General features: G+C 75.0%; 24 protein-coding genes. 13 read left to right on the forward strand and 11 right to left on the reverse strand.

All coding sequences use genetic code 11. The features are described from left to right. Together ACFVXK_RS25010 and ACFVXK_RS25015 are read right to left on the reverse strand one after the other, a co-directional pair. On the reverse strand, positions 1–1,668 hold a 1,668-nt coding region (locus ACFVXK_RS25010), incomplete at its 3' end, for a DEAD/DEAH box helicase (RefSeq protein ID WP_389615214.1). Positions 1,669–1,673: 5 nt separating this feature from the next. Next, a complete protein-coding gene (locus ACFVXK_RS25015) occupies positions 1,674–2,522 on the reverse strand; it encodes a class I SAM-dependent methyltransferase (RefSeq protein WP_389615216.1) in 849 nt (282 codons plus the stop codon). 372 nt (positions 2,523–2,894) lie between these two features. Between ACFVXK_RS25015 and rpsA the strand changes: the two genes are divergently transcribed. The 4 genes from rpsA (at position 2,895) to ACFVXK_RS25035 (ending at position 7,012) form a co-directional block, all read left to right on the forward strand. Further along, positions 2,895–4,409: a 30S ribosomal protein S1 gene (rpsA, locus tag ACFVXK_RS25020; protein WP_042812805.1), complete on the forward strand. Its 1,515-nt coding sequence runs from the start codon at positions 2,895–2,897 to the stop codon at positions 4,407–4,409. Positions 4,410–4,652: 243 nt separating this feature from the next. After that, positions 4,653–5,591: a PAC2 family protein gene (locus tag ACFVXK_RS25025; RefSeq protein WP_389615218.1), complete on the forward strand. Its 939-nt coding sequence runs from the start codon at positions 4,653–4,655 to the stop codon at positions 5,589–5,591. A gap of 71 nt (positions 5,592–5,662) precedes the next feature. Continuing rightward, positions 5,663–6,298 (forward strand): dephospho-CoA kinase, encoded by a 636-nt coding sequence (coaE, locus tag ACFVXK_RS25030; protein WP_389615220.1) that lies wholly within the window; start codon positions 5,663–5,665, stop codon positions 6,296–6,298. A 309-nt stretch (positions 6,299–6,607) separates the two neighbouring features. Further along, positions 6,608–7,012 carry a tetratricopeptide repeat protein gene (locus tag ACFVXK_RS25035; protein WP_389615222.1) on the forward strand — a complete coding sequence of 135 codons (405 nt, stop codon included), beginning with the start codon at positions 6,608–6,610 and terminating at the stop codon, positions 7,010–7,012. A 457-nt stretch (positions 7,013–7,469) separates the two neighbouring features. On the opposite strand, the gene ACFVXK_RS25040 is transcribed toward ACFVXK_RS25035, so the two are convergent. Beyond that, positions 7,470–7,730 carry a DUF6343 family protein gene (locus tag ACFVXK_RS25040; protein ID WP_389615224.1) on the reverse strand — a complete coding sequence of 87 codons (261 nt, stop codon included), beginning with the start codon at positions 7,728–7,730 and terminating at the stop codon, positions 7,470–7,472. A 307-nt stretch (positions 7,731–8,037) separates the two neighbouring features. On the opposite strand from ACFVXK_RS25040, the gene ACFVXK_RS25045 reads away from it, so the two are divergent. Both ACFVXK_RS25045 and ACFVXK_RS25050 read left to right on the forward strand, forming a co-directional pair. Then, a complete protein-coding gene (locus ACFVXK_RS25045; protein WP_389615226.1) occupies positions 8,038–10,896 on the forward strand; it encodes an SNF2-related protein in 2,859 nt (952 codons plus the stop codon). Next, the gene (locus tag ACFVXK_RS25050; RefSeq protein ID WP_389615227.1) at positions 10,893–12,098 is read left to right on the forward strand and encodes an SWIM zinc finger family protein; all 1,206 of its coding nucleotides are present in this window, start codon (positions 10,893–10,895) and stop codon (positions 12,096–12,098) included. The genes ACFVXK_RS25045 and ACFVXK_RS25050 overlap by 4 nt, the downstream gene beginning before the upstream one ends. Here ACFVXK_RS25050 and ACFVXK_RS25055 read toward each other — a convergent pair. Next, the gene (locus tag ACFVXK_RS25055) at positions 12,079–12,627 is read right to left on the reverse strand and encodes a hypothetical protein (RefSeq protein ID WP_389615229.1); all 549 of its coding nucleotides are present in this window, start codon (positions 12,625–12,627) and stop codon (positions 12,079–12,081) included. The genes ACFVXK_RS25050 and ACFVXK_RS25055 overlap by 20 nt on opposite strands. Before the next feature lie 129 nt (positions 12,628–12,756). Here ACFVXK_RS25055 and ACFVXK_RS25060 point away from each other — a divergent pair, with 129 nt between their 5' ends. Continuing rightward, entirely contained in the window at positions 12,757–13,440 is a 684-nt protein-coding gene (locus ACFVXK_RS25060; protein ID WP_389615231.1) for a chaplin, read from the forward strand. Here ACFVXK_RS25060 and ACFVXK_RS25065 read toward each other — a convergent pair. After that, a complete protein-coding gene (locus tag ACFVXK_RS25065; RefSeq protein WP_389615233.1) occupies positions 13,433–14,092 on the reverse strand; it encodes a DUF2293 domain-containing protein in 660 nt (219 codons plus the stop codon). The genes ACFVXK_RS25060 and ACFVXK_RS25065 overlap by 8 nt on opposite strands. Before the next feature lie 152 nt (positions 14,093–14,244). On the opposite strand from ACFVXK_RS25065, the gene ACFVXK_RS25070 reads away from it, so the two are divergent. Continuing rightward, entirely contained in the window at positions 14,245–14,616 is a 372-nt protein-coding gene (locus ACFVXK_RS25070; protein ID WP_389615235.1) for a cupin domain-containing protein, read from the forward strand. Positions 14,617–14,711: 95 nt separating this feature from the next. Here the strand turns inward: ACFVXK_RS25070 and ACFVXK_RS25075 are convergent, their stop codons facing one another. Beyond that, positions 14,712–16,157, reverse strand: coding sequence for a WGR domain-containing protein (locus tag ACFVXK_RS25075; protein ID WP_389615237.1), 1,446 nt, complete (start codon positions 16,155–16,157; stop codon positions 14,712–14,714). Between the two features lie 92 nt (positions 16,158–16,249). Here ACFVXK_RS25075 and ACFVXK_RS25080 point away from each other — a divergent pair, with 92 nt between their 5' ends. Further along, entirely contained in the window at positions 16,250–16,891 is a 642-nt protein-coding gene (locus ACFVXK_RS25080; RefSeq protein ID WP_389615239.1) for a uridine kinase, read from the forward strand. Between the two features lie 19 nt (positions 16,892–16,910). On the opposite strand, the gene ACFVXK_RS25085 is transcribed toward ACFVXK_RS25080, so the two are convergent. Next, on the reverse strand, positions 16,911–17,831 hold the full coding sequence (locus ACFVXK_RS25085; RefSeq protein ID WP_389615241.1) for a carbohydrate kinase family protein: 921 nt from the start codon (positions 17,829–17,831) through the stop codon (positions 16,911–16,913). After that, on the reverse strand, positions 17,828–18,760 hold the full coding sequence (locus tag ACFVXK_RS25090; protein ID WP_389615242.1) for a pseudouridine-5'-phosphate glycosidase: 933 nt from the start codon (positions 18,758–18,760) through the stop codon (positions 17,828–17,830). The genes ACFVXK_RS25085 and ACFVXK_RS25090 overlap by 4 nt, the downstream gene beginning before the upstream one ends. Positions 18,761–18,918: 158 nt before the next feature. Here ACFVXK_RS25090 and ACFVXK_RS25095 point away from each other — a divergent pair, with 158 nt between their 5' ends. Beyond that, positions 18,919–19,293 carry a cupin domain-containing protein gene (locus tag ACFVXK_RS25095; RefSeq protein ID WP_389615244.1) on the forward strand — a complete coding sequence of 125 codons (375 nt, stop codon included), beginning with the start codon at positions 18,919–18,921 and terminating at the stop codon, positions 19,291–19,293. An 18-nt stretch (positions 19,294–19,311) separates the two neighbouring features. Here the strand turns inward: ACFVXK_RS25095 and ACFVXK_RS25100 are convergent, their stop codons facing one another. From ACFVXK_RS25100 to ACFVXK_RS25110, 3 genes are all read right to left on the reverse strand, one after another. Further along, positions 19,312–20,619, reverse strand: a complete 1,308-nt coding sequence (locus ACFVXK_RS25100) for an MFS transporter (RefSeq protein WP_389615246.1) — start codon at positions 20,617–20,619, stop codon at positions 19,312–19,314. Between the two features lie 187 nt (positions 20,620–20,806). Continuing rightward, a complete protein-coding gene (locus ACFVXK_RS25105; RefSeq protein WP_389615248.1) occupies positions 20,807–21,370 on the reverse strand; it encodes a methylated-DNA--[protein]-cysteine S-methyltransferase in 564 nt (187 codons plus the stop codon). A gap of 56 nt (positions 21,371–21,426) precedes the next feature. Further along, positions 21,427–22,341, reverse strand: coding sequence for a glycerophosphodiester phosphodiesterase (locus ACFVXK_RS25110; RefSeq protein WP_389615250.1), 915 nt, complete (start codon positions 22,339–22,341; stop codon positions 21,427–21,429). A 268-nt stretch (positions 22,342–22,609) separates the two neighbouring features. On the opposite strand from ACFVXK_RS25110, the gene uvrB reads away from it, so the two are divergent. The 3 genes from uvrB to ACFVXK_RS25125 all read left to right on the forward strand — a co-directional run. Beyond that, complete coding sequence (uvrB, locus tag ACFVXK_RS25115) at positions 22,610–24,769, forward strand: excinuclease ABC subunit UvrB (protein ID WP_389615252.1); 2,160 nt, start codon at positions 22,610–22,612, stop codon at positions 24,767–24,769. Positions 24,770–24,846: 77 nt separating this feature from the next. Beyond that, complete coding sequence (locus ACFVXK_RS25120) at positions 24,847–25,425, forward strand: TerD family protein (RefSeq protein WP_365152466.1); 579 nt, start codon at positions 24,847–24,849, stop codon at positions 25,423–25,425. A 46-nt stretch (positions 25,426–25,471) separates the two neighbouring features. Then, a partial coding sequence (locus ACFVXK_RS25125) for a TerD family protein (RefSeq protein WP_389615255.1) occupies positions 25,472–26,047 on the forward strand: 576 nt, incomplete at its 3' end.

The raw sequence follows: 26,047 nt of genomic DNA on the forward strand, positions 1-26,047 counted from the left end.
GTCCGGGGCGGAGCCCCGGGAGGGGGCCGGGGGCTCGCCCCCGGTTTCTGGGGGTCCCCCCAGCGGTAGCTGGGGGAGAAGGGGCGGGGTGGGGGAGGAGCCCCGCGCAGCGGCGTCGGCACCGGAGGGGCCGTCCGCAGCGCCGGCTGCGCCCCCCTGAACCCCGGCGGAGCCCAGCGCCCGCAGCAGGCGCCCCGACTCCGCCCGCCAGCGGGCCGCGTACGCGTCACCCCCGCGACGGGCCCGCCGCCAGGCGGCGGCCAGGTCGTCGCCGTACTCCCGCGGCGGCTCCTCGCTCAGCAGCGCCACCACCTCCGCCGCGCGCCGCGCGCCCAGCGCCGCCGCCCCGTCCAGCAGTGCCCGCGCCAGCCGGGGGTGCAGCCCCAGCCGGGCCATCCGCAGCCCCCGCGGGGTCGGCCGCCCGGCCGCGTCCACCGCGCCGACCGCCGACAGCACCTCCCGGGCCGCGGCCATCGCCCCGGCCGGCGGCGCATCGAGCAGCGCGAGCCCCGACGCGTCCGGGTCGCCCCAGCAGGCGGCCTGGAGCGCGAACTGCGCCAGGTCCGCGATCCGGATCTCGGGGGAGGGGAAGGCCGGCAGCCGCCCGTCCTCCGCCTCCGTCCAGCACCGGTACACCACGCCCGGCGCCTCCCGCCCGGCCCGCCCCGCCCGCTGGCGGCCCGCCGCTCGGGAGGCCCGTACGGTCGCCAGCGCGCCCAGCCCCCGCGCGTGGTCCACCCGCGGCTCGCGCGCCAGCCCCGAGTCCACGACCACCCGTACGCCCGGCACCGTCAGGCTCGACTCCGCGACCGCCGTCGCGAGGATCACCCGCCGGTGCGCCGACGCCGTCAGCGCCGCGTCCTGCACGGCCGCCGGGGCCCGCCCGTGGACCTGGAGCACCTCCGCGTCCACCCCGCCCAGCTGCCCGGCCACCCGGGCGATCTCGCCCACGCCGGGCAGGAAGCACAGCACATCGCCGGAACGTTCCTCCAGTGCCCGCCGCACCACCGACGCCACGTGCGCCAGCTGCGCCGGATCCACCCTCATCCCGTGCGGGGGCCGCACCGGCCGGGCCGGCGGCGCCCACACCGTCCCCACCGGGTACGAGACCCCGGCCGCCTCGACCACCGGCGCGTCCCCCAGCAGCCGCGACCAGCCCGCCGCGTCCGTCGTCGCCGAGGCCGCGACCAGGCGCAGCTCCGGCCGCAGGGTCTCGCGCACGTCCAGCAGGAAGGCGGCGACCGTGTCGGCGTCCAGGTGCCGCTCGTGGCACTCGTCCAGGACCACCACGTCCACGCCGGCCAGCTCCTGGTCGCGCTGGAGCCGCTGGAGCAGCACCCCGGTGGTCACCACCTCCACGGCCGTGTCCCGGCCCACGACGCGCTCCCCGCGCACCGTGAACCCCACCGAGTCCCCGACGGCCTCGCCCAGCAGCCAGGCCATCCGCCGGGCCGCCGCGCGGGCGGCGATCCGCCGGGGCTCGGCGACGACCACCCGGCGCCGCGGGCCCCCGCCCACCAGCCCGGCCAGCACCAGCGGGACCAGCGTGGTCTTGCCGGTGCCGGGCGGGGCGCACAGCACGGCCGTGCCGTGGCCGTCGAGGGCGGAGACGAGCGCGGGCACGGCCTCGCGTACGGGAAGGGCGTCGAGGTCGGCCTGGCGGATCAAGGCGCTCAGTCCCTCTCGCACACGAAGATCGCCGTGCCCGGGATCAGGTTGCCGCGCAGCGGGGACCAGCCGCCCCACTCCTGGCTGTTCCACTCCGGCCACTCCGGTTCCACCAGGTCCAGCAGCCGGAAGCCGCCCGCGACCACGTCGCGGACCCGGTCGCCGACGGTGCGGTGGTGTTCCACGTACACCGCGCGGCCCTGCTCGTCCTGCTCGACGTACGGGGTCCGGTCGAAGTAGGAGGCGGACACCGACAGCCCCTCCGGGCCCGGCTCGTCCGGGAAGGCCCAGCGGACGGGGTGGGTGACGGAGAAGACCCAGCGGCCGCCGGGGCGCAGCACGCGGTGCACCTCGCGCATCACGCCCACCGGGTCGGCGACGAAGGGGACCGCCCCGTAGGCGGAGCAGGCCAGGTCGAAGGAGGCGTCGCGGAAGGGCAGCCGGCCGGCGTCGGCCTCCACCAGGGGCACCTCGCCGCCGATGCGCAGGGCGTGCTGGAGCTGGCGGTGCGAGAGGTCCAGCGCCACCGGGCGGGCCCCCCGCGCGGCCAGCCAGCGCGAGCACTGGGCGGCGCCGGCGCCGATCTCCAGGACGTCCTTGCCCTTGAGGGAGGCGGCCGGGCCCAGCAGCGCCGCCTCCTCCTCGTCCAGGCCCTCCGGGCCCCAGACGAAGCGGTCGTCGCCGAGGAACGCGCCGTGCTCGCTCTGGTACTCGTCGGCGTTGCGGTCCCACCAGCCGCGGCTGGCGCGGCTGCTCTCCGCCTCCCCGGCCTCGCGCCGGGTGGCCTCGGCACCGTCCTCGTCGTGCGCGTCCTCGCCGGGTGCGTCTTCGGGGGCGTAGTCCTCTTGGTTCATGGGGCCCGTCGTCGTAGTCTGCGGATGGCTGGTATGGCACCCGGACGGCTGAAAATCCGTGCGGATCGCTCATCAGGGCGTTGCCGCCCACGAATTGTGCCGGTTATGCGGTGATCCGCCCGCGGTGTGCGCCTTCGCGCATTGACCCTGTCCGGCTGCCCCCGTATGCTACAAGTTGCGCTGCGAGCCTGTGCTCCTCAGACATAGCAGGCTGCGCTTGCATCTGTTGAATGTCCCCTCGGTTTTCGAGGCCCCTACCCCTTGCGGGGGATGGGCTTCCTTGGCTGTCCGGCTTCATCGGCAGATGCCGATAAGGGCTCCCGGCGTAGCAGTACCTACGACTTTCTGTCCGTAACCGGAGCCCTTTCCCACATGACGAGCAGCACCGAGACCACCGCCACCACCACTCCGCAGGTAGCGGTCAACGACATCGGTAACGCGGAAGCCTTCCTGGCCGCGATCGACGAGACGATCAAGTACTTCAACGACGGCGACATCGTCGACGGCGTCATCGTGAAGGTCGACCGGGACGAGGTCCTGCTCGACATCGGTTACAAGACGGAAGGCGTGATCCCGAGCCGCGAGCTCTCGATCAAGCACGACGTCGACCCGAACGAGGTCGTCAAGGTCGGTGACGAGATCGAGGCCCTGGTTCTCCAGAAGGAGGACAAGGAAGGCCGCCTGATCCTGTCCAAGAAGCGCGCTCAGTACGAGCGTGCCTGGGGCACGATCGAGAAGATCAAGGAAGAAGACGGCATCGTCACCGGTACCGTCATCGAGGTCGTCAAGGGTGGTCTCATCCTCGACATCGGCCTCCGCGGCTTCCTCCCGGCCTCTCTCGTCGAGATGCGCCGCGTCCGCGACCTCCAGCCCTACGTGGGCAAGGAGCTCGAGGCGAAGATCATCGAGCTGGACAAGAACCGCAACAACGTGGTCCTGTCCCGCCGCGCCTGGCTCGAGCAGACCCAGTCCGAGGTCCGCCAGACGTTCCTCACCACCCTGCAGAAGGGTCAGGTCCGCTCCGGCGTCGTCTCCTCGATCGTCAACTTCGGTGCGTTCGTGGACCTGGGTGGCGTCGACGGTCTCGTCCACGTCTCCGAGCTGTCCTGGAAGCACATCGACCACCCGTCCGAGGTCGTCGAGGTCGGTCAGGAAGTCACCGTCGAGGTCCTCGACGTGGACATGGACCGCGAGCGCGTCTCCCTGTCGCTGAAGGCGACGCAGGAGGACCCGTGGCAGCAGTTCGCCCGGACCCACCAGATCGGCCAGGTCGTCCCGGGTAAGGTCACCAAGCTGGTTCCGTTCGGTGCGTTCGTCCGCGTGGACGAGGGCATCGAGGGTCTGGTCCACATCTCCGAGCTGGCCGAGCGCCACGTGGAGATCCCGGAGCAGGTCGTCCAGGTCAACGACGAGATCTTCGTCAAGGTCATCGACATCGACCTCGAGCGTCGCCGGATCTCGCTGTCCCTCAAGCAGGCCAACGAGTCCTTCGGTGCCGACCCGGCGTCGGTCGAGTTCGACCCGACCCTGTACGGCATGGCCGCGTCCTACGACGACCAGGGCAACTACATCTACCCCGAGGGCTTCGACCCCGAGACCAACGACTGGCTCGAGGGCTACGAGACCCAGCGCGAGACGTGGGAGCGCCAGTACGCCGAGGCGCAGGTCCGCTTCGAGCAGCACCAGGCGCAGGTCATCAAGAGCCGCGAGGCCGACGAGGCCGCTGCCGCCGCGGGCGAGACCGCCCCGGCCGCCGGTGGCAACGCCGGTGCGGGCATCTCGGGTGGCTCCTACTCCTCCGAGGGTGCGGACGAGACCTCCGGCGCCCTGGCGTCCGACGAGGCCCTGGCCGCGCTCCGCGAGAAGCTGGCCGGCGGCCAGAGCTGATCGCAGCGCAGCGAGTGCTCCACGCTCCGGCGTGAAGTGAGCTGAACGGCGAGGCCCGTCCCCTTCGGGGGGGCGGGCCTCGTCGCGTTTCCCGGGTACCGCGCCGGTTACCGGGTACTGCGCCGGTTACCGGGTACTGCGCCGGCTCGTGTTTCGTTCCGGTGAATGCGGCCAACCGGGGAATGGCCGGGCGCCCTTGGACGTTCCTTGCAGAGAACACGGTGCGAGGGAGGAGTGGTGACGGTGCGTGATCCACAGGGTCTGTACGAATGGGACGCCAAGGGTCTGGCGGTGGCCGACGTGGCGCTGGCCCAGGACTCGGCCGGACTGGTCATGCTCTACCACTTCGAGGGGTACATCGACGCCGGCGAGACCGGCGAGCAGATCGTCGAACGGCTCCTCGACACCCTGCCCCACCAGGTGGTGGCCCGCTTCGACGCGGACCGGCTGGTGGACTACCGGGCCCGCCGCCCGCTGCTGACCTTCCAGCGCGACCACTGGACGGAGTTCGAGGAGCCCCGCCTGGAGGTCCGCCTCGTGCAGGACGCCACCGGCGCGCCCTTCCTGCTCCTGTCCGGCCCCGAGCCGGACGTGGAGTGGGAGCGCTTCGCCGTCGCCGTCCGCCAGATCGTCGAGCGGCTCGGCGTCCGGCTCTCGGTCAACTTCCACGGCATCCCCATGGGCGTCCCCCACACCCGGCCCGTCGGCATCACCCCGCACGGCAACCGCACCGACCTGATGCCCGGCCACCGCAGCCCCTTCGACGAGGCCCAGGTCCCCGGCAGCGCCGAGTCGCTGGTCGAGTTCCGCCTCGGCCAGGCCGGGCACGACGTGCTCGGCGTCGCGGCGCACGTCCCGCACTACGTCGCCCGCTCCCCGTACCCGGACGCCGCGCTCACCGCGCTCGAGGCGATCACGGCGGCGACCGGGCTGGTCCTGCCCGCCGTCGCGCACGCCCTGCGCACCGAGGCGCACCGCACGCAGACGGAGATCGACCGGCAGATCCGCGAGGGCGACGAGGAGCTCGTCAGCCTCGTCCAGGGACTGGAGCACCAGTACGACGCCGCGGCCGGGGCCGAGACCCGCGGCAACATGATCGCCGAGCCGGCCGAGATCCCGACGGCGGACGAGCTCGGCCGCGAGTTCGAGCGGTTCCTCGCGGAGCGCGAGGGCGACGCGTAGGCGTCACCGGGGGGCGGGGGCGGGGGGATGCGGCCGGAGCCGCCCGGGAGGGGGGCGCTAGGGTGCTGGGCATGCTGAAGGTGGGCCTGACAGGCGGAATCGGTGCCGGCAAGAGCGAGGTCTCGCGGCTGCTGGCGGGGTACGGGGCGGTCGTCGTGGACGCCGACCGGATCGCACGGGAGGTCGTGGAGCCCGGGACGCCCGGCCTCGCGGCCGTGGTGGAGGCCTTCGGGGAGTCCGTGCTGACCGGCGACGGGACGCTGGACCGGCCGAAGCTGGGGGCGATCGTCTTCGCCGACCCCGACAAGCTCCGCACGCTGAACGCGATCGTGCACCCGCTGGTCGGGGCCCGGTCCGCCGAGCTGGAGGGGGCCGCCGGACCCGACGCGATCGTGGTGCACGACGTACCGCTCCTCACCGAGAACGGCCTCGCCCCGCTGTACGACCTGGTGGTCGTCGTGGACGCCGCACCGGCGACGCAGCTGGCCCGGCTCACCGCGCTGCGCGGGATGACCGAGGAGGAGGCCCGCGCCCGCATGGCCGCGCAGGCCACCCGGGAACAGCGGCTGGCGGTGGCCACGCTGGTGATCGACAACGACGGCCCGCTGGAGGCGCTGGAGCCGCAGGTCCGCGCGGTGTGGGAGCGGCTCGCGGAGCGGGCCGCGGAGGACGGGGGGACCGCGGAGCCGGCGGCTGCCGCGGAGTAGCGCAGCCGCCCGCGGCACGGGCGGCGGAGCGCCGGTGGGCCGGTGGGCCGCGGTCGGAGCGTGCCCGGACGGGCAGCCGGCGCAGTCCCTGGTGGTCGCGGCTGCGGAGCATGCGGCGGCACCTGCGCCTCGGCGGAGCGCCGGAGGCGGGTGCCGCGTGGCCCGCGCACGCGGCAGGCACCCGGGCGGCCACGGAACCGCAGTCGGCGCGGCCCGCGCGCGGTTGCGCAGCGCAGCCGCCGCGTCACCGGGGAACAACCGTGGCGCGCAGGTGCGTTGAGGGCGTGCGCAGAGGGAAGGAGACTTACTGTGCCCGACACCACGCCCACGCCGCCGTCCCCGCGGGAGCCCGCGGGTCCCCCGAGTCCCGAGACGCACGTCATCGACTACCGGGCCGCCGAGCAGCTGCTCGAAGCCCGGGACCCGCGCGGCGCGGTCCGGCTGCTCGACTCCGTCATAGCCGCCCACCCGGAGAACACCGCGGCGCGTCTGCTGCGCGCCCGGGCCTTCTTCGCGGCGGCCCAGCTGCGGCCCGCGCAGCTGGAGTTCGAGCTGGTCCTGGAGCGCGAGCCGGACAACGCCTTCGCCCACTTCGCCCTCGCCCGCACCCACGAGCGCGCCGGCCGGCCCGAGCGGGCCCGGCGGCACTTCCGGCTCGCCGCCGCCCTCGACCCGCAGCCCGAGTACCTGGAGGCGGCCCGCTTCGAGGGCTGACGGCCCGCCGGGCGGTCGCGCACCGGGGCTTGAGCGACCGGTCCCCGCGCGGCCGGCGCAAACCGACCACCCCGCCGCCGCCCACCCCGCCGCCGCCCACCCCGACCGGCGCCCACCCCGACCGGCGCCCCGGGCACCGCGCTTCGGACGGGTGCCGCCCTTGGGCCGGGCGCTGCCCTCCGGCCGGGTGCCGCCTCTTGGTCGGGTGCCGCCCTTGGGCCGGGCGCCGCCCTCCGGCCGGGTGCCGCCTCTTGGTCGGGTGCCGCCCTCCGGCCGGGCGCCGCCTCTTGGTCAGGTGCCGCCCTTCGGCTGGGCGCCGCCCTCCGGCCGGGTGCCGCCCCTCGGTTGGGTGCTGCCTCTTGGCTGGCTGCCGCCCTCCGGCCGGGTGCCGCCTCTTGGCCGGGCGTCGCCCCTCGGTCGGGTACCGCCCCTCGGACGGGCGGGCGGGCCGGGTCCGTTACCGGCCGCGCGGGGGCTCGTACGGGGGGACGTCGCGGCCCGGCTGGTAGTGCGGGCCCTGGTGGATGTGGTGGACCACCACGGCCAGGTCCACCGCGGCCAGCACCGCCAGGGCCGCGCAGGCCGCGGCCCAGCCGGGCCGTGCGGCCAGGGAGAACGCCGCCGCGCCGGCGGCCGCCCAGATCAGCCCCCACACACTGAGCCAGAACCGCAGCCGCAGCGGGCTGCGGGCGGTCAGGGGCTCGTTCCCGGTACGCATGGCCATCGCCTCGCCGTGACGGAGACCCCTCCTCCATGGTCCCACGCGGCACGGGGGCCGGGGCGGAGCCCCTGGGGGCACTTCCCAGCGGTAGCCGGAGGAGGAACGGTGGAAGGGCGGGGAGGGGACCGCTCCGCGCAGCGGGACCGGCGCAGCCCCCGGCCGGGCCCCGCACCCCGCGTCCGCCCCCGGTACGGCCCCGTCATAACCCCAGGTCAGCGGCGTTGTCAGTGGCCGCGCCTAGACTCGGCGGCAGGGGATCCGCCACGACCGGGCGGGTACCGAGCAGCAGCAGGGAGGGGGACCCGTGACCACGCAGCCGTACCGGCAGTCGCCGCACCGGCCGCCGCATCAGGCGCCGCCGCCGCCGTTGCTGCGCCGGGCCGCCGTGTTCCTCCCCGCCGAGGTCCCCCGCGAGGGGCGGGTGGCCTTCTGGTGCCCCGACGGGGAGCCGCTGCCCGAGGGCCCCGGGACCCCGCATCCGCTCCAGGTGGTGCGGCCGCACGGCTCCGGGGTCCGCACCCGTACCGTGCCCGCCCTGACCCTCCCCGTGGCCGAGGCCCTGCCCCTGCTGACCCGGGCCGCCCACAGCCCCGCCGCCCATCCCGCCACGCGGGCCTGGGGCACCGCCGCCGTCCAGGCCCTGGCCCTCGCGGCCCGGGGCCGCCTGCTGCCCGGGCTCACGCCCGGCGGGGTCGACGCCTGGCGGGCCGGCCCGCTCGACGCCGACGACGTCGGCCACCTGCGCGCCGTCGCCGCCGCCCTCCCGTACGAGGGGTACGCGACCCCGCTCCCCGGGCGCCGTCCGCTGGCGCTGCCCGAACCGCAGGCCCTGGTCCGGGCCTTCCTCGACGCCGTCGCCGACACCCTGCCGCGCACCCCGGCCGCGCCGTTCGCCGTCGGAGCGCCCTTCGCGGCGGCGCAGCCGCAGCAGGTGCCCGGGATACGGGAATGGGCCGCGCAGGTCGCGGCCGGCGCCGACGCCGGGGTGGGGATCTCCCTGCGGCTCGACCTGTCCGCCTTCCACCTCTTCGACGAGGCCGAGCCGCAGGACGTCCGGCGCGCCGGGGCGGCCGTGGTCCAGGTGCACAGCCTCGCCGACCCGACCCTGGTGACGGACGCGGGGCTGCTGTGGGCCGGAGCCGCCGCGGCCGGGTTCGGGCCGCGCGCCCGGATCGACGCCGTGCTCGCGCTGCGCCGGGCCGGCCGGGTCTGGCCGCCGCTGCTGCGCCTGCTCGACCAGCCCGTGCCCGACGCCCTCGCCCTTTCCGACGCGGAGCTCGAAGACCTGCTGGGCACCGCCGCGACCCGGCTGGAGCGGGCCGGGGTCGTGGTGCACTGGCCGCGCGAGCTCGCCCGTACCCTCACCGCGACCGCCGTCGTCCGGCAGGCCGCGCCCGGCTCCGCCACCGACGGCACGGCCTTCTTCGACGCCGCCGGGCTGTTCGCGTTCTCCTGGGAGCTCGCGCTCGGCGGGGACCGGCTCACCCCCTCGGAGATGGACGCCCTCGCCGAGGCCCACCGCCCGGTGGTGCGGCTGCGCGACCAGTGGGTGCGGGTCGACCCCGAGCTGGTGCGCAAGGCGCGCAAGCGGGAGCTGGGCCTGCTGGACCCGGTGGACGCGCTGGCCACCGTGCTGACGGGGACGGCCGAGGTCGACGGAGAACCGGTGGAGGCGGTCCCGGTGGGCGCGCTCGCGGCGCTGCGGGACCGGCTGACGGGCGAGCTGGCGCCCGTCGCGGCCCCGGCGGGGCTCCGGGCCACCCTGCGGGACTACCAGCTGCGGGGCCTGGCCTGGCTGGACCTGATGACCTCGCTGGGGCTCGGGGGCTGTCTCGCCGACGACATGGGGCTCGGCAAGACGGTCACGCTGATCGCGCTGCACCTGCACCGGGCCCGCCCGGAGCCCACGCTGGTGGTGTGCCCGGCGTCGCTGCTGGGGAACTGGCAGCGGGAGATCGAGAGGTTCGCGCCCGGCACGCCCGTGCGCCGCTTCCACGGCGGGGACCGCAGCCTCGACTCCCTCGGTGGCGGCTTCGTCCTCACCACCTACGGGACGATGCGGGCCTCGGCCGGGCGGCTGGCCGGCCAGCGCTGGGGGCTGGTCGTCGCCGACGAGGCACAGCACGTGAAGAACCCGCATTCGGCGACCGCGAAGGCGCTGCGGACGATCCCGGCCCCGGCGCGGGTGGCGCTGACCGGTACCCCGGTGGAGAACAACCTCTCCGAGCTGTGGGCCCTCCTCGACTGGACCACCCCCGGGCTGCTGGGCCCGCTCACCGCCTTCCGCGCCCGGCACGCCCGCCCCGTGGAGCACCAGCAGGAGGAGGACGGGGGCAACGAGGCGGCCGTCGCCCGGCTGGCCGCGCTGGTGCGGCCGTTCCTGCTGCGCCGCAAGAAGTCCGACCCCGGGATCGCGCCCGAGCTGCCGCCGAAGACCGAGACCGACCATCCGGTGTCCCTGACCCGGGAGCAGGTCTCGCTCTACCAGGCGGCGGTGCAGGAGGCGATGGCCGTGATCGAGGGCAGCGAGGGCATCGAACGGCGCGGCATGATCATGAAGCTGCTGGCCTCGCTCAAGCAGATCTGCAACCACCCGGCGCAGTACCTGAAGGAGGCCGAGCCGCGCATCCCGCACCGCTCGGGCAAACTCGCCCTGCTCGACGAGCTGCTGGACACCATCCTGGCCGAGGGCGGCTCGGTCCTGGTCTTCACCCAGTACGTGACGATGGCCCGCATCCTCGAACGCCACCTCGCGGCCCGGGGCGTCCCCACCCAGCTCCTGCACGGCGGCACCCCAGTGCCCCGCCGCGAGGAGCTCGTCGACCGCTTCCAGTCCGGGGCCGTCCCCGTCTTCCTGCTCTCCCTCAAGGCCGCCGGCACCGGCCTCAACCTCACCCGCGCGGGGCACGTCGTGCACTACGACCGCTGGTGGAACCCGGCCGTCGAGGAACAGGCCACCGACCGCGCCTACCGCATCGGCCAGACCCAGCCGGTCCAGGTCCACCGCATCATCGCCGAAGGCACCGTCGAGGACCGGATCGCCGAACTCCTCGAAGCCAAACGCGCCCTCGCCGACGCGGTGCTGGGCTCCGGCGAGTCCGCGCTGACCGAGCTCACCGACCGCGAGCTGGCCGACCTCGTCTCCCTGCGGAGGCCCTCATGATCACCGCGCGGGACGACCGCCGCCGCACCTTCGAGACGGTCCCCGCCGGGCCGGAGGCCGTGACCTGGTGGGGCCGGGCCTGGGTCCGCGCCCTGGAGGAGCGCGCGCCGGACGCGGCCCGCCTCGCGCGCGGCCGTACGTACGCCACCGAGGGGCACGTCGACGCGGTGACGGTCACCCCCGGCCGGATCGTGGCCTACGTCCGGGGCAGCCGGGCCCGCCCCTACCGCACCGAGCTGGCACTGGCCGCCTTCGGCGACTCCGAGTGGGCCGAGCTGCTGGAGGCGGTGGCGGCGGATCCCGCCGCGCTGGCGGCGCTGCTGGAGCGCGAGGTCCCGCAGTCCCTCGCCGCGCTGGTCCTGCCCGGGGCGGGTGAACTGCGGGCGCGCTGCTCCTGCCCGGACCCGGCCAGGCCGCCCTGCAAGCACGCGGCGGCCCTCTGCTACCGGGCCGCCCGCCTCCTGGACACCGACCCGTTCGTCCTGCTGCTCCTGCGCGGCCGGGGCGAGCGGGAGCTCCTGGAGGACCTGGCCCGGCGCAACGCCGCGCACGCCGCGCGCGAACGGCCCGACGCCGCGGCGGACTTCCCCGGCGTCCCCGCCCGCGCCGCGGTGGCCCGCACCGTGCTGCCCCCGCTGCCCGCCCCGCTCGCCGCCCCGGCGGCCGTGGGTGCGCCGCCCGCCTACCCGTCCGACCCGGCGGCCCCGGACCCCCTGGCGCTGGAGCAGCTCGCCGGTGACGCCGCCGCCCGCGCCCTGGCCGTGCTCACCACGGGGGAGGACCCGATCGGCGGGCTGGGCCTGTGGCAGGACGCCGTCCGGCTGGCCTCCGCGCATCCCACGGCCGGCCTCACCGGGACCGCCCGCGCCCTCTACCGGGACCTGGCCCGGGCCACCGGGCGGACCACCACCGACCTGGCCCGGGCCGCAGCGGCCTGGCGGCAGGGCGGGCTGCCCGCGCTGACCGTCCTCGACGAGCCGTGGGACCCGCCGGCCGGCCCCTTCGACCGGGCCCGCCCCGCCCTGCTCGCCGCCGGCCTGGGCTCCTTCCGCCCCGCACGCAACCGCCTCACGGACCGCACCCGCCAGCTGCGCCTGGGCCGCGACGGCCTCTGGTACGCCTACGAGTCCCGTCCGGGGACGGACGACTGGTGGCCCTCGGGCCGGCCCTCCCCGGACCCGGTCAGCGCCCTGCGGGGCTGAGCCCGGCCGCCCAGGAGGACAGGGCCGTGAAGTCCCGGTCGCGCAGGCCGTGGCGGGGCAGGACGCGCAGCAGGAGGGCCGGGGCCGGATGGTGCTCGCGGACCCAGGCCCGGTCCTGCGGGGTGATCATGTCGTCGACCCAGGCGAAGGGGCGTCCGGCCGCCCAGTCGAGGAGGTGGCGGGTCTTCCAGGAGAGGCCGTCCGGGTCGCGGCCGAACAGCTGCGGCCAGTCGACCACGGGCAGGTCGGCGGGCAGCCCGATGTGCGGGGCGATCAGGGTGTTGGCCTGGTGGGTCCAGGCGGTGGCCCAGGCGAGTTCGAAGGGCAGGGCCAGCAGGCGGGCCCCGTGCGAGGGGTGCAGGCGCACCCGCACGCCGCGCCGGGCCCGGCGGGACTCCGGGTCGCGGTAGGAGAGCCAGACGTCCGGGCGCATGCGGTGGCTGGTGTAGCCGCGCAGGCCCGCGGAGAGGGACCGGAAGGGGTTGAGGGGCCCGTCCACGTCCAGCAGGAGCAGCGGTCGTTCTGTCATGAAGTAGGCACTACCCAGTACACGATGGAGTGAAATGCCTACCGGCTCTATAACCCGAACGGGTCCACCGCGTTGTCTCCGGTACGGGCGCGACGCCCCTGAAAACCCTCCGGAAGGCAGGAAATGCTGATGCGTCACAGTCGTCGGAACGGCTTGATCGCGGCGATCGTCGCGGGTGGCGGCCTGGCGGTGGCGGGAGTGGGCGGTCTCGCCCACGCCGACGCCGACGCGGGCGGGGCCGCCGAGCGTTCGCCGGGGCTGCTCTCGGGGAACCTGGTGCAGCTGCCGGTCCACGTCCCGGTGAACGTGTGCGGGAACACGGTGAGCGTGGTCGGTGTGCTCAACCCGGCCGCGGGCAACCGCTGTACCCACGCGGACCCGGACGGCGGGCATCCCGATCCCAGGCCCTCCCATCCGTCGAAACCCGGGGCCGGCCAAGGGGGAGGGGCCGCCGCGCAAGGGCGCGGAAAGGATTCTCCGGGGGTGCTGTCCGGCAACGGCCTCCAGCTCCCCGTCGACCTCCCGCTCAACGTCAGCGGGAACTCGGTGAGCGTCGTCGGCGCCGGCAACGCCTCCCACGGGAACACCTCCGTCAACGGCGAGACCCCCAGCGGCGGCAAGCCGCCCCAGCCGCTGCCGCCGGTCACCGAACGGCCCGTCACCCCGCCCGCGACCCCGGCCCCCTCGCTGCCGCCGGGCGGACCGGCGGCCCTCGCCCACACCGGCTCCGCGGGGCTCGGCTACCTGCTGCCCGGCAGCGGCGCACTGCTGTTCGGCGGGGTGATGCTCTACCGCCGCTTCCGCGTCAGCTGACGGGCCCCGCGCGCCAGCCGTCGAGGATCGCGTCGATCCGCGCCGCCAGCCGGGCGCGGGCCTCGAACCGGTGCACCCCCGCCATCAGCAGCGCGTCGTACTCGGTGTCGGTGTGCCGCACGGCCGCCCGTACCGCCATCGACACCGCCTGCTCGTCCAGGGCCCGGCCGGCCGCGGTGCGGCCGACCCGGCCACTGCCGCGCACCGAGGCGTGGGCGGCGATCGCCCGCGCCCGCTCGGGCGGGCAGCCGGGGAACAGCCGCAGGATCTCGGCGGCGAACGCGGCCGTGAACCGTACGTCCTCGGCCGCGCGGCGCAGCCGGTCGCGCTCCCGGCGCCGGGCCCGGGCATCGGCGTCCGCGAGGCAGGCGCGCTCGGCCCGGGCCAGGGCGGCGTCCTCGACCAGCAGCCCCTGCCGCTCGTAGCGCCGGCGCCCCCGGTGCCGGCGCACGACCACGGCCGACAGCGAACTGGCCTCCCGTGCCCGGCGGGTGAGCGCCGTATCGCCGCGCGGCAGGTACACGAGGTGCCCGAGGTCGGCGCAGTCCAGGCAGCGCGGCACCCCGGACTCGCGGACGAGGTGCCGCAGCGGCCCCCGCCGGCACTCGGCGCAGTGGATCGGCCTCAGTGACTCGAAGACGACGAGACTCATGCCGATGTGATACCGCCGACCGGCGCCCCTATCACCTGACGGAGATGGGTTATTGGTTATTCGGAAAATCTGTCCGGACCTCATGACCTCCACTTAGCGTGACCCGGTACGGGAGCCGGTACGGGACGCGGTGGGCCCGTGGAGGAGCGCGCATGGGCACACGGCAGGCGACGACGGAGAGACGCACCGGAACGCGGGTCCCCGCGTACCTCTCGGGCCGGGAGGTCGTCATACCGCCCGGCGGCTGCACGGGCTGGCACTACCACCTCGTACCGCTCATGGCGGCGGTCACCTCGGGCACCCTCACCAGGATCCTGTCCGACGGCACCGTGGAGGTCCACCCCACGGGGGCCACCTTCGTGGAACCCGAAGGCCACGACCACGTCCACCTCGGCCGCAACCTCGGCCCCGCCCCCGTCGTCCTCCACGTCACCTGCGCACTCGCCGACGACGACCCCTGGGCCCTCCCCGCCCCCGCCCCGCTCGGCGCCACCCCCTGCGGCTGCCCGGACCACACGCCCTGACCCGCCCGGGCGGTGCCGTGGAGACCCCCGTCCACCACGGCACCCCCCGCGCGGGCCACAGCGCCCCCCGGTCCCGGCAGCCCCCGGCCGCCCGGTCAGACCAGCCGGCGTATCTCGCCCCGCACCCGGTAGAAGCCGCCGGTCGCCGCATGCAGACCGTCCACCACGTAGCGGGCCCCGGCCTCCCGTATCCCCCGCGGGAACTGCACGTTCCAGCTCGGCTCGAAACCGTCCGACACCACCTGCACCCGCATCCGCCCGCCCACCTGGACGCACTCGACCACCACGCCCCCCGAGGGCACCGAGGCCACCGACACCGTCGCCACGGCGGCGGCCGAGGCGGCCGGGGTGAACACCGGCAGCGCCGCCGCCGACTTCACGTCCACCGCGGTCGGCACGGAACCCAGCTGGGCGGCCGCGATCGCCGCCTCGCTCGCGTCCACGCACACCAGCGAACCGTCCGTCGTGACCAGATAGAGCCGCTCGTCCAGGTACTGCATCGACAGCGCCGACCCGCTGCCCGTGCCCAGCTTCCACAGCCGCCGCCCGTCGGCGTCGAAGCAGTACACCGAGGACGAGGAGTCACCGGCGAACACGTGCCGCCCGTCCGGCGAGGTCGCGCACGAGTACACCGCCGCGTCGCACCGGTACGAGGCCTCGACCGCGCCCGTCGCCTTCGACAGCCGCTGCACCGTGTTGCGCACCGTCCCCGCGTACACCGCGTCCTGCTCCTGCCAGCCGAACAGCACCCCGCCCGGCGTCCCCGTGTGCCACAACTGGCCCGTGCCGTCCGCCGCGTAGGCCGTCACACCCCCGCCGTGACCGTGGTACACCGCCCGCTCGTCCGCACGGACCATCCAGGCGCCGTTGCCCGCGGACTTGCGCGACCACTGGTGCTCGTCCTCGTGGTCGATGACCGTCAGGCCGCCGTTGGCGTCCGAGACGTGCAGCACGCCCTCGTGGATGTCGAGCCAGTAGATGTCCACGTCCGCGGCTATCCCGTACGCCCCGAACGGCACCTTGGACGACAGGTCGTACACCGTGCCGTCGTCACAGCCCGCGTAGATCCAGAACTCGTCGGCGACCAGGCACTTCACCCCGTCCGGCAGCGAGTAGCGGGCGAGCACCTCCCCGCCGTGGCTGACCGTGTAGACGTCGCCGGCCTGGTTGCCCACCCAGCAGCGGTCCTCGTCCACATGGATGCCGAAGGCCGCCGACCCGGTGCGGAAGCGCCACAGCACCGGCGCCACCGCCCTCGCCGTCGACGGCGCCGAGGCCACCTGCCGGCGGGTCACCGGCCGCGCCGCGCGCGCCCCCCGGACCGCCGGGGCGTACCCCTTGCGGACCTTCTCGCCGATCTTCTTCGCCGCGGCGGCCCGCGCCTTCTCCGTGGTCGGGAACGACGAGCTCTGCAGCTGGCCGGCCGCGCCGATCCGGCCGTAGCGCACCGAGACGAGGACGCCGTCGACGGTCACCTCGTAGAACTTGTGCGCCGCGCCGTCCTCCTGCGACAGCTCCAGGTACGTCGTCTCCCGAGCCATGACAGACCCCTCCCCAAGAGTCGGGCCGCCGGCTCCTGTTCACCGGTGATCCCTCGTGAAAAACGCTAAGGGCGACCACTGACAATGGGTCCGTGAAGCTGGAAGCGATCACCTGGCAGCGGATGGCCGAGCGGCTCGCCGGCCACCTCGACGCACCGTCCGAAGGCGGCGGCCCGTGGCAGCGCGTGGGCATCGACGGCGCGCCCGCCGCCGACACCGGCGTCCTCGCGGCCGCACTGGCCGACGCCCTGCGCGGGCGCGGGCGTTCCGCGCTGGTGGTGGCGGCCGGGGGCTTCCTGCGGCCGGCGTCGCTGCGCTTCGAGTTCGGCCGGCAGGACGTGGACGCCTACCTCGGCGGCTGGTACGACACGGGCGCGCTGTGGCGGGAGGTCTTCGCGCCGACGGACCCGGGCGGCACCGGCCGCGTCCTGCCGGACCTGTGGGACCCGGTGACCGACCGCGCCACCCGCAGCCCCTACACCCCGCTCCCACCGGGCGGCGTCCTGATCCTGCACGGCCCCCTGCTGCTGGGCCACTGGTTCCCCTTCGACCTCACCGTGCACATCAGCCTCTCGCCGGGCGCCCTGGCCCGCCGCACGGACCCCGCGGAGCACTGGACCCTCCCGGCGTTCGCCCGCTACGCCCGCGAGACGGACCCGGCATCCACGTCGGACGCCCTGGTACGCGCCGACGACCCCCGCCACCCGGCCTGGACCGGCATCCGCGAACGGTAGGCCCGCCGGGGGAGCCGCCTCAGGGCCGCCCGCCCAGGCGGGTTATCGCGCGGGCCGCCGCGTGGCAGCCCGCGTGGGCCGCCGCGCCGGGGGTGGCGCCGGAGAGGCGGGCCGCCAGGAAGGCGCCGGTGAAGGCGTCGCCCGCGCCGGTGGTGTCCACCGCGTCCGCCGGTTCCGCCTCGACCTCGGCCGTGATCCGGCCGTCCTCGGCGACGAGCGCCCCGCCCGTGCCCCGGGTCACCACCACCAGCGGGATCCGCCGGCTGAGCGACTCCGCGGCCCGGGCCGTGTCCGCGACCCCGGCCAGCAGCCGGGCCTCGTCCTCGTTCGGCAGGAGGGTCCCGACGCCCGCCACCGCCGTCAGGAAGGCCTCGGGGCCCAGCCCGGCCAGGAACCCCGCCGAGGCGGGGTCCACGCTGACCGGCACCCCCCGGGTCCGCGCGGCCCGCAGCGCGACCAGGGCCAGCTCCCGGCTGGACTCGGCGAAGAACAGGTAGCCGGAGAGGTGGAGGTGGGCCGCCCCGTCCAGCAGGGCGGGCGCCCAGTCGGCCGGGCACAGCCGCAGGGAGGCCCCGCTGTCGGTCAGGAACGTCCGCTCGGCGTCCGCCCCGACCAGTGCCACCACCGTCCCGGTCGGCTCGGCCGGGTCCACCACCAGCCGGGGCCGCACCCCCGCGTCGACCAGGGCCCGCTCGTGCCAGCGCGCCGACTCGCAGCCCACCCGCGCCAGGAGCCGCACCTCGGCGGTGCCCGTGCGGGCCGCCCAGCAGGCCGCGTTGGCGCCGGCGCCGCCGGGCAGGGTGCGGATGCGGGCCGCGGTGTCGGTGGCCGGGGCCAGGGGCTCGCGGTGCACCGCCACCACGTCCGTGACCACGTCCCCGACGACCAGCAGCGCCCCCGCCACCCCCGTCGCCCCCGCCACCCCCGTCGCCCCCGTCATGCCCGCGCCGCCCACGCCGCGGCGATCCGGGCCGCGAGCCGGACGTTGCCCCGTACCGCCGCCAGGTTCGCCTCCAGCGAGGCCCCGCCCGTGGCCCGTACCAGGAACCCCAGCAGGAACGGTGTCACCGCCTGCCCCGTGATCCCGCGCTCCCGGCATTCGGCCAGGGCCTGCGCCAGGACGCGGTCGTGGAGCGCCGGGTCCAGCTGCTCGGAGACGGGGACCGGGTTGGCCACCAGCAGGGCCGACTCCGGTCCGCCCAGCAGGTCCTGGGCGGCCATCAGTTCCGCCACCTCCCGCGGCTCCTGCACCGTCCAGTCGACCGGCTCGCCGGAGTCGGCCAGGTAGAAGCCGGGGAAGGCGCGGGTCCGGTAGCCCACCACCCCGACGCCGAGCGTCTCCAGCCGCTGGAGCGTGGCGGGCACGTCCAGGATGGACTTCACCCCCGCGCACACCACCGTGATCCGGGTACGGGCCAGCAGTGACAGGTCCGCCGACTCGTCCTGGGTCTGCGCGAACTCCCGGTGCACGCCGCCCAGCCCGCCCGTGGCGAAGACCCGCAGGCCGGCCCGCGCGGCCAGGAAGGCCGTGGCCGAGACGGTCGTGGCACCCGTGGCGCCCGTCGCGAGCGCCGGCGCCAGGTCGCGGTGGCCGAGCTTGCGCACCCCCTCGCCCGCCGCGATCCGTTCCAGCCGGGCCTTGTCCAGGCCCGCGTGCGCCACCCCGTCGACCACCGCGACCGTCGCCGGGACCGCGCCCCCGGCCCTGACGAGCTCCTCCAGCTCCAGGCCCACCGCCAGATTGCGGGGCCGGGGCAGGCCGTGCGCGAGGATCGTCGACTCCAGGGCGACGACGGGCCTGCGCGCGGCGAGCGCCTCGCGCACCTCTTCCGACAGGACCGGGACCTCGGCTGCTGCGTGCTGTGGCATGTCCCCATCCATGGCACGGGACGCGCGCCCCCAAACGCGCCCCTCCCCACGACGGCGCGAAGCCGCCCCTCGGCTCGACGGAGTGACGTGTGCGCCGCGTCCGCGCTGGACGCTGTGTTCACCCCGCCGCCGCTGCGGCCGCCCTAGGCTGACGCACCATGAGCACCGATGACCACACCGCCCCCGCCTCCTTCGCCGTCTCCGTCGCGGACGTCCCCGACGGCGAGCTGGAGGCCGAGGACCTCGACCCCGCACAGATCGTCTCCGGCACCCCGGTGGTGACGGGCAAGGTGCTCTGGGAGTCCGCGGACGGCTCCCAGATCCGGGGCATCTGGCAGATCACCCCGGGGGTGGTCACCGACACCGAGGCCGACGAGCTGTTCGTGGTGGTCAGCGGCCGCGCCACCGTCGAGGTCGAGGGCGGCGCGACGCTCGAGGTCGGCCCCGGCTCGGCCTGCGTGCTGCGCGAGGGGGACAAGACCACCTGGACCGTCCACGAGACGCTGCGCAAGGCCTACCACATCAACCTCTGAGCGGCCCGGCGGCGACCCCTACCGCGCGGCGGCCGCCGGGTGGCGCCGGGCGGTGAACAGGACCAGCGCGGCCATCGGCAGCAGCAGCGAGGCGCCGATGGCGTTGAGCCAGCCGTAGCCGGCCTGGGACATCACCAGGCCGGCGGCCGCGCCGCCCAGACCGGCCGCCGCGTTCATCGTCAGGTCGCTCAGGCCCTGGACGGCGGCCCGTGCGGGCTGCGGCACGGAGTCGGTCAGCAGCGCCGAGCCGGAGACCATGCCGGCGGACCAGCCGAGGCCGAGCAGGAACAGGCCGGCGGCGCTCTGCGCGTGGTTCCCGGCGGCCGTACCGGCCAGCAGGGCGGCGACCGAGAGCAGCCCGGCCGCCAGGCCGATCACGGAGAGCCTGCCCAGCCGGTCGGCGAGCCAGCCCATGACGGGCGAGAACGCGAACATGCCCGCGATGTGCCCGCTGATCACCAGCCCGACCAGCTTCAGGCCGGCGCCGTGGTGACCGAGGTCGACCGGGGTCATCACCATGATCGAGACCATGGTGGTGTGCGACACCGCGACGGTGAGCAGCGCGAGCCGCGCCCGTGGCGAGGCCTTCACGGCGGCGAGCCCGGCGCGCAGCGAGCGGCCCTGGCGGGACTCCTCCCCGGGCCCGGCGAGGGCCCGCGCGGTCAGCAGCGGGTCGGGGCGCAGCAGTACCCCGAGCAGGGTGGCGGTGAGGACGAAGACGGCGGCCGCCCACACGAAGGGCCCCGCCGTCTGGGGTATGGAGGTGCCGGCGAAGCTGTCACTGGCGGGGGCGGAGAGGTTCGGGCCGAGCACCGCGCCGATGGTGGAGGCCCAGACGACCACCGAGATCGCACGGGCCCGGCGGTCCGGGGCGGCGAGGTCGGCGGCGGCGAAGCGGGCCTGGAGGTTGGCGGAGGAGGCGGCGCCGAAGGCGGCCATGCCGAGCATGAGCAGCGGGAAGCTCCGCACGGAGGCGGCCAGGACGACCAGGGCCGCCCCGACCGTGCCGATCGCGTACCCGGTCAGCAGCCCCGCCCGGCGGCCGCGCGCGGTGGTCAGGGCGGCGAGCGGCAGGGAGACCAGGGCGGTGCCGATCACCGAGGCGGTGGAGGCGAACCCGGACAGGGCCTCGGTGCCGCTGATCTCGGTGGCCAGTACGGGGGCCAGGGCGATGCTGATGGGCACGCCCAGGCCGCCCAGCATCTGCCCGGCGATCAGCACCGCGGAGATCCGGCGCTGGATGCGCGGCAGGTCCGCCGCGGTGACGGAGGGCGCGGCCGTGGCGGCGGCGGAGGCGGTGGGCGGGGTCGCGGGGGAGGCGGTCACGCCGGACACCCCCGTCGCGGGCGCGCGGGCGGGACGTCCGGGGCAGGACCGTACGCGGTGGGGCCGCAGGCGGCAGCAGTAGTCACCGCGGCAGTGTGCCACCCCTTACCGCAGGGGGGAACCGGGTAACACGGGGGCAGGGGCGCGCGAGGGGCGCGCCGCGCCGGGCGGGATCCGGAAGGGACGGCTAGAACAGCGGCCGCGGCAGGACGCCCTCCAGTGCGAGGAGGGTCCGCTTGGCCTCCACCCCGCCCCCGAAGCCCCCGATGCCCCCGTCGTTCTCCACCACGCGGTGGCAGGCCACCACCAGCGGCAGCGGGTTCGAGCCCATGGCGTTGCCCACGGCCTGGGCCGCCCCCGGCTGTCCGACCCGGGCGGCCAGTTCCCCGTAGCCGACCACCGAGCCGTAGGGCACCGAGCGGTCGAGCTCCAGCAGCACCTGGCGGTTGAAACCCGAACTGAGCCGCCAGTCCAGGGGCAGGTCGAAGCGGCGCAGCGTGCCGGCGAAGTACGCCTCGAGCTGGCGTATCGGCTCGGCCAGCAGCACCTCCCGGCCCGGGTCCGGCCGCCAGGCCTCGGCGCCGAGCCGCGAGACCAGCGCGCCGATCATCCGGCCGACCCGGTCGGGCCCGGCATGGAACTCCACCCGGACCAGACCCTCGGGGGTCGCGGCCAGGAGCAGGGGACCGATCTCGCTCGGGAGGACGGTCCATTCGAGGTGCGGCCCGCGGGGCCGCTCGGTGCTGTCCACGCCTCAACGGTACGGCGCCCCACCGACAGGCCCGGCCAGGGTCCGCGGGGCACCCCCTAGTAGCCGCCCACGGCCCCCCGTACGACGTCCGGCGCGTTGGTGATGATCCCGTCCACCCCCATCTCCCGCACCTTCCAGGCCGTCGGCGCGTCGTCGACGATCCAGGTGTCCACCTCCATCGTCCTGCCGTGCGCCCCCCGCAGCGCGTGCACCGCCGCCACCCAGTCGGCCGAGATCGTCGTGTGCCACGGGTTGATCCGGTCGGTGAACTCGGCGTACTTCGGCAGGTCGGCCACGGTCGGGGTGCCCAGGAAGGCCGTCACCAGGTCGGGGCGCAGCCGGTGCACGACGCGTACGGAGTCGGCGCTGAAGCTCTGCACCACCAGGCGCCGCGAGACGTGCTGGGCGTCCAGCCAGCCGGTCTCCCCCAGCACCTTCAGCGTCTGCTCCTCGATCCCCGGGTAGAGCTCCGGCTTCTTGATCTCCAGCAGCAGCCGCTGGCGGTTGTCCTGCACCCGCTCCATGTACTGCCGCAGGGTCGGCACCCGGGCGCCGGCGAACCGCGGGGAGAACCAGCTCCCCGCGTCCAGCCGGGCGATCTCGGCCGCCGTGAAGTCCTTGACCCGCCAGGGCTTGCGGTCGGGGAAGACCTGCTCGACGTCGGTGGTGCGGGCCAGGGTGTCGTCGTGGACCACCACCAGCTCGCCGTCCCTGGTCCGCTGGACGTCGTTCTCGACCCAGTCGAAGCCCAGCCGCATCGCCAGGTCGATCGCCTCGAGGGTGTTCTCGGGGGCGTACGCGGAGGCCCCCCGGTGGGCGTACAGGGTGGGGCCCAGGAGCCCGGTGGAGCCCGTGGAGCCCGGGGAGGATCCGGGGCCGGTGGTGGCGGCGGGCGACGCCGTCCCGCCCAGCACGGTCAGGGTGAGGCCCAGGAAGGCGGCGGCTGCCGCGGCGGCGGTTCGGACGTACATGTGCGTTCTCCTCGGGTCGTGAGCCCTGTTCCTGCGTCAGACGGGTGCGGAGCGGCAGTCGTTGTGGCTGTGCACTTCACGGCGGAGCGTTCACGGCGATCATGGGCTCGAAGATCACACGGACGCCACCGAACTACGACAAACGGACCAGAAAGGAGGAGGCCCGCTCCGTCCGACGGACCCTTCGGGGGCCCGCCGGGGCGCCGGGGGAGGGGCGCGGGGCGCGTGCGGGCGCCCGAGTGTCAGTGGGGGGCCGTACGGTGGAGTCATGCGGCCCGTATCGAAGATCGAACGCACGGTGGCGCCTTTCGAGGTCGTCAGCCCCTACCAGCCCAGCGGCGACCAGCCGGCGGCCATCGCCGAGCTGGAGAAGCGCATCCGCGCAGGTGAGAAGGACGTCGTCCTGCTCGGTGCGACCGGCACCGGCAAGTCGGCCACCACCGCGTGGATGATCGAGAAGCTCCAGCGCCCGACCCTGGTGATGGCGCCGAACAAGACCCTGGCCGCCCAGCTGGCGAACGAGTTCCGCGAGCTCCTGCCGAACAACGCCGTCGAGTACTTCGTGTCGTACTACGACTACTACCAGCCCGAGGCCTACGTTCCGCAGTCGGACACCTACATCGAGAAGGACTCCTCGATCAACGAGGAGGTGGAGCGGCTGCGCCACTCCGCGACCAACTCGCTGCTCACCCGGCGCGACGTGATCGTCGTCGCCTCCGTGTCCTGCATCTACGGCCTCGGCACCCCGCAGGAGTACGTGGACCGGATGGTCCCGCTCAAGGTGGGCGAGGAGATCGACCGGGACCAGCTGCTGCGCCGCTTCGTCGACATCCAGTACACCCGCAACGACGTGGCCTTCACCCGGGGGACCTTCCGGGTGCGCGGCGACACCATCGAGATCTTCCCGGTCTACGAGGAACTGGCCGTCCGCATCGAGATGTTCGGCGACGAGATCGAGGCCCTCTCCACCCTGCACCCGCTGACCGGCGAGGTCATCAGCGAGGACCGCGAGCTCTACGTCTTCCCCGCCAGCCACTACGTCGCCGGCCCCGAGCGGATGGAGAAGGCGATCCGCGGCATCGAGGCCGAGCTGGCCGAGCGCCTCGCCGAGCTGGAGAAGCAGGGCAAGATGCTGGAGGCCCAGCGGCTGCGCATGCGCACCACCTACGACCTGGAGATGATGCGCCAGATCGGCTCCTGCTCCGGCATCGAGAACTACTCGCTGCACATGGACGACCGCGAGCGCGGCTCGGCGCCCAACACCCTCATCGACTACTTCCCCGAGGACTTCCTCCTCGTCATCGACGAGTCGCACGTCACCGTGCCGCAGATCGGCGCCATGTACGAGGGCGACGCCTCGCGCAAGCGGACCCTGGTCGACCACGGCTTCCGGCTGCCGTCCGCGCTGGACAACCGGCCGCTGAAGTGGGAGGAGTTCCAGGAGCGGATCGGCCAGACCGTCTACCTGTCGGCCACCCCCGGCAATTACGAGCTCTCCCGCGGCGACGGCTTCGTCGAGCAGATCATCCGCCCCACCGGCCTCGTCGACCCCGAGGTCGTCGTCAAGCCCACCGACGGCCAGATCGACGACCTGGTGCACGAGATCCGCGCCCGGGTGGAGAAGGACGAGCGCGTCCTGGTCACCACCCTCACCAAGAAGATGGCCGAGGACCTCACCGACTACTTCCTGGAGCTCGGCATCCAGGTCCGCTACCTGCACAGCGACGTGGACACCCTGCGCCGCATCGAGCTGCTGCGCGAGCTGCGCGCCGGCGAGTACGACGTCCTGGTCGGCATCAACCTGCTGCGCGAGGGCCTCGACCTGCCCGAGGTCTCGCTCGTGGCGATCCTCGACGCCGACAAGGAGGGCTTCCTGCGCTCCGGGACCTCCCTCATCCAGACCATCGGCCGCGCCGCGCGCAACGTCTCCGGCCAGGTCCACATGTACGCGGACAAGATGACCCCGGCGATGGAGAAGGCCATCGAGGAGACCAACCGGCGCCGCGAGAAGCAGATCGCGTACAACACGGCCAACGGGATCGACCCGCAGCCGCTCCGCAAGAAGATCAACGACATCGTCGCCACCATCGCGCGCGAGGAGCTCGACACCGAACAGCTGCTCGGCACCGGCTACCGGCAGGCCAAGGACGGCAAGGGCGCCAAGGCCCCCGTCCCGGCCCTCGGCGCTGCCGCGTCGGCGAAGGCCGGCAAGGCGGCCAAGGGGGCGAAGGGGGCGAAGGGCGCCAAGGCCGCCGAGGTGCTCACGGACCGGCCCGCCGCCGAACTGGCCGACCTCATCGAGCAGATGACCGAGCGGATGCGGGGGGCCGCCGCCGAGCTCCAGTTCGAGGTCGCGGCCCGGATCCGCGACGAGGTGGGGGAGCTCAAGAAGGAGCTCCGGCAGATGCGGGAAGCGGGCCTCGCCTGACCCGGGGCCGGTCAGTAGGGTGTGGGAACAGCCGCAGGTACACGCTGCCTGGGGGTGGCTATGGAGAGGGGACGCGCGTGACGGTCAACATGACCAAGGGTCAGGCCATCAGCCTGGAGAAGCAGGGCGGCGGCACGCTGACCGCGGTCCGGATGGGCCTCGGCTGGCAGGCGGCCAAGCGCCGGGGACTGTTCGGCTCGCGCACCCGCGAGATCGACCTGGACGCCTCCGCGGTGCTGTTCGCCGACAAGCAGCCCGTGGACGTGGTGTTCTTCCGGCACCTGCAGAGCGACGACGGCTCGGTCCGGCACACCGGTGACAACCTGGTCGGCGGCGTCGGCCAGGGCGGGGACGACGAGGCCATCCTCGTCGACCTCCAGCGCGTTCCGGTGCACATCGACACGATCGTCTTCACGGTGAACTCCTTCACCGGCCAGACCTTCCAGGAAGTGCAGAACGCGTTCTGCCGCATCGTCGACGAGACCAACGGCCAGGAACTGGCCCGTTACACCCTCGACGGCGGCGGCCAGTACACCGCGCAGATCATGGCGAAGGTGTCCCGGGCCGGCTCCGGCTGGCAGATGACGGCCCTCGGCAACCCGGCCAACGGCCGGACCTTCCAGGACCTGATGCCGGCGATCCTGCCGCACCTGTAAGCACGACGGGGAACAAGAGAAGAAGGCACGGGGGAGGGGCTGCACGATGACGGCCGAACTGGTCCGGGGGCAGAACCACCCCGTGCCCCACAGCCGGGTGGAGGTCAGGGTCTCGGCCGGCGCCGCGGTGCTCGCGCTGGCCTCGCTGGCCGACGAGCGGGGCCGGCTGACCGGCCCCGGCGCCCTGGCCCACCCCGGCGCCCCCGGCCTCCCCGGGGTCCTGGTGCCCGCCGGACCCGGCGACCGGCACACCCTGGCCGTCGACCTCGACGCCGTCGCGGCGGAGGTCCACCGGATCGGCCTGCTCCTCGTCCTGCCGCCCGGCGGCCCGTTGCGCTTCGGCGCCGTCCCCGCCCCGCACCTCGCGGTCGCCGAGGCGGGCGGGAGCGAGTTCGCCTCCTTCGCCCTCACCGACCTGGACGCCGAGACCGCCCTGATCGCCCTGGAGCTCTACCGCCGCCAGGGCGCCTGGAAGGTCCGGGCCGTCGGCCAGGGGTACGCCGCCGGACTCGCCGCCCTCCTCGCCGACGGGGGACTGGCCGCGCCCGAGGCCGAGGCCCTGGCCGCCGACGCCCTGCGCACCGCCGCGCCCGCCGGGGGCGGCGACCGCCCGCTCGTCGCC

Source organism: Streptomyces sp. NPDC058157 (assembly GCF_042884105.1).
Lineage (GTDB): Bacteria > Actinomycetota > Actinomycetes > Streptomycetales > Streptomycetaceae > Streptomyces.

Bases quoted from the DNA above. Each gene is read 5' to 3' on its own strand.
- ACFVXK_RS25055 (WP_389615229.1), bottom strand. From the start codon at position 12,627: ATGACAGAACGACCGCTGCTCCTGCTGGACGTGGACGGGCCCCTCAAC.
- ACFVXK_RS25070 (WP_389615235.1), top strand. From the start codon at position 14,245: ATGGGCACACGGCAGGCGACGACGGAGAGACGCACCGGAACGCGGGTC.
- ACFVXK_RS25095 (WP_389615244.1), top strand. From the start codon at position 18,919: ATGAGCACCGATGACCACACCGCCCCCGCCTCCTTCGCCGTCTCCGTC.
- ACFVXK_RS25060 (WP_389615231.1), top strand. From the start codon at position 12,757: ATGCGTCACAGTCGTCGGAACGGCTTGATCGCGGCGATCGTCGCGGGT.
- rpsA (WP_042812805.1), top strand. From the start codon at position 2,895: ATGACGAGCAGCACCGAGACCACCGCCACCACCACTCCGCAGGTAGCG.
- ACFVXK_RS25075 (WP_389615237.1), bottom strand. From the start codon at position 16,157: ATGGCTCGGGAGACGACGTACCTGGAGCTGTCGCAGGAGGACGGCGCG.
- ACFVXK_RS25040 (WP_389615224.1), bottom strand. From the start codon at position 7,730: ATGCGTACCGGGAACGAGCCCCTGACCGCCCGCAGCCCGCTGCGGCTG.
- uvrB (WP_389615252.1), top strand. From the start codon at position 22,610: ATGCGGCCCGTATCGAAGATCGAACGCACGGTGGCGCCTTTCGAGGTC.
- ACFVXK_RS25065 (WP_389615233.1), bottom strand. From the start codon at position 14,092: ATGAGTCTCGTCGTCTTCGAGTCACTGAGGCCGATCCACTGCGCCGAG.
- ACFVXK_RS25085 (WP_389615241.1), bottom strand. From the start codon at position 17,831: ATGACGGGGGCGACGGGGGTGGCGGGGGCGACGGGGGTGGCGGGGGCG.
- ACFVXK_RS25090 (WP_389615242.1), bottom strand. From the start codon at position 18,760: ATGCCACAGCACGCAGCAGCCGAGGTCCCGGTCCTGTCGGAAGAGGTG.
- ACFVXK_RS25110 (WP_389615250.1), bottom strand. From the start codon at position 22,341: ATGTACGTCCGAACCGCCGCCGCGGCAGCCGCCGCCTTCCTGGGCCTC.
- ACFVXK_RS25015 (WP_389615216.1), bottom strand. From the start codon at position 2,522: ATGAACCAAGAGGACTACGCCCCCGAAGACGCACCCGGCGAGGACGCG.
- coaE (WP_389615220.1), top strand. From the start codon at position 5,663: ATGCTGAAGGTGGGCCTGACAGGCGGAATCGGTGCCGGCAAGAGCGAG.
- ACFVXK_RS25050 (WP_389615227.1), top strand. From the start codon at position 10,893: ATGATCACCGCGCGGGACGACCGCCGCCGCACCTTCGAGACGGTCCCC.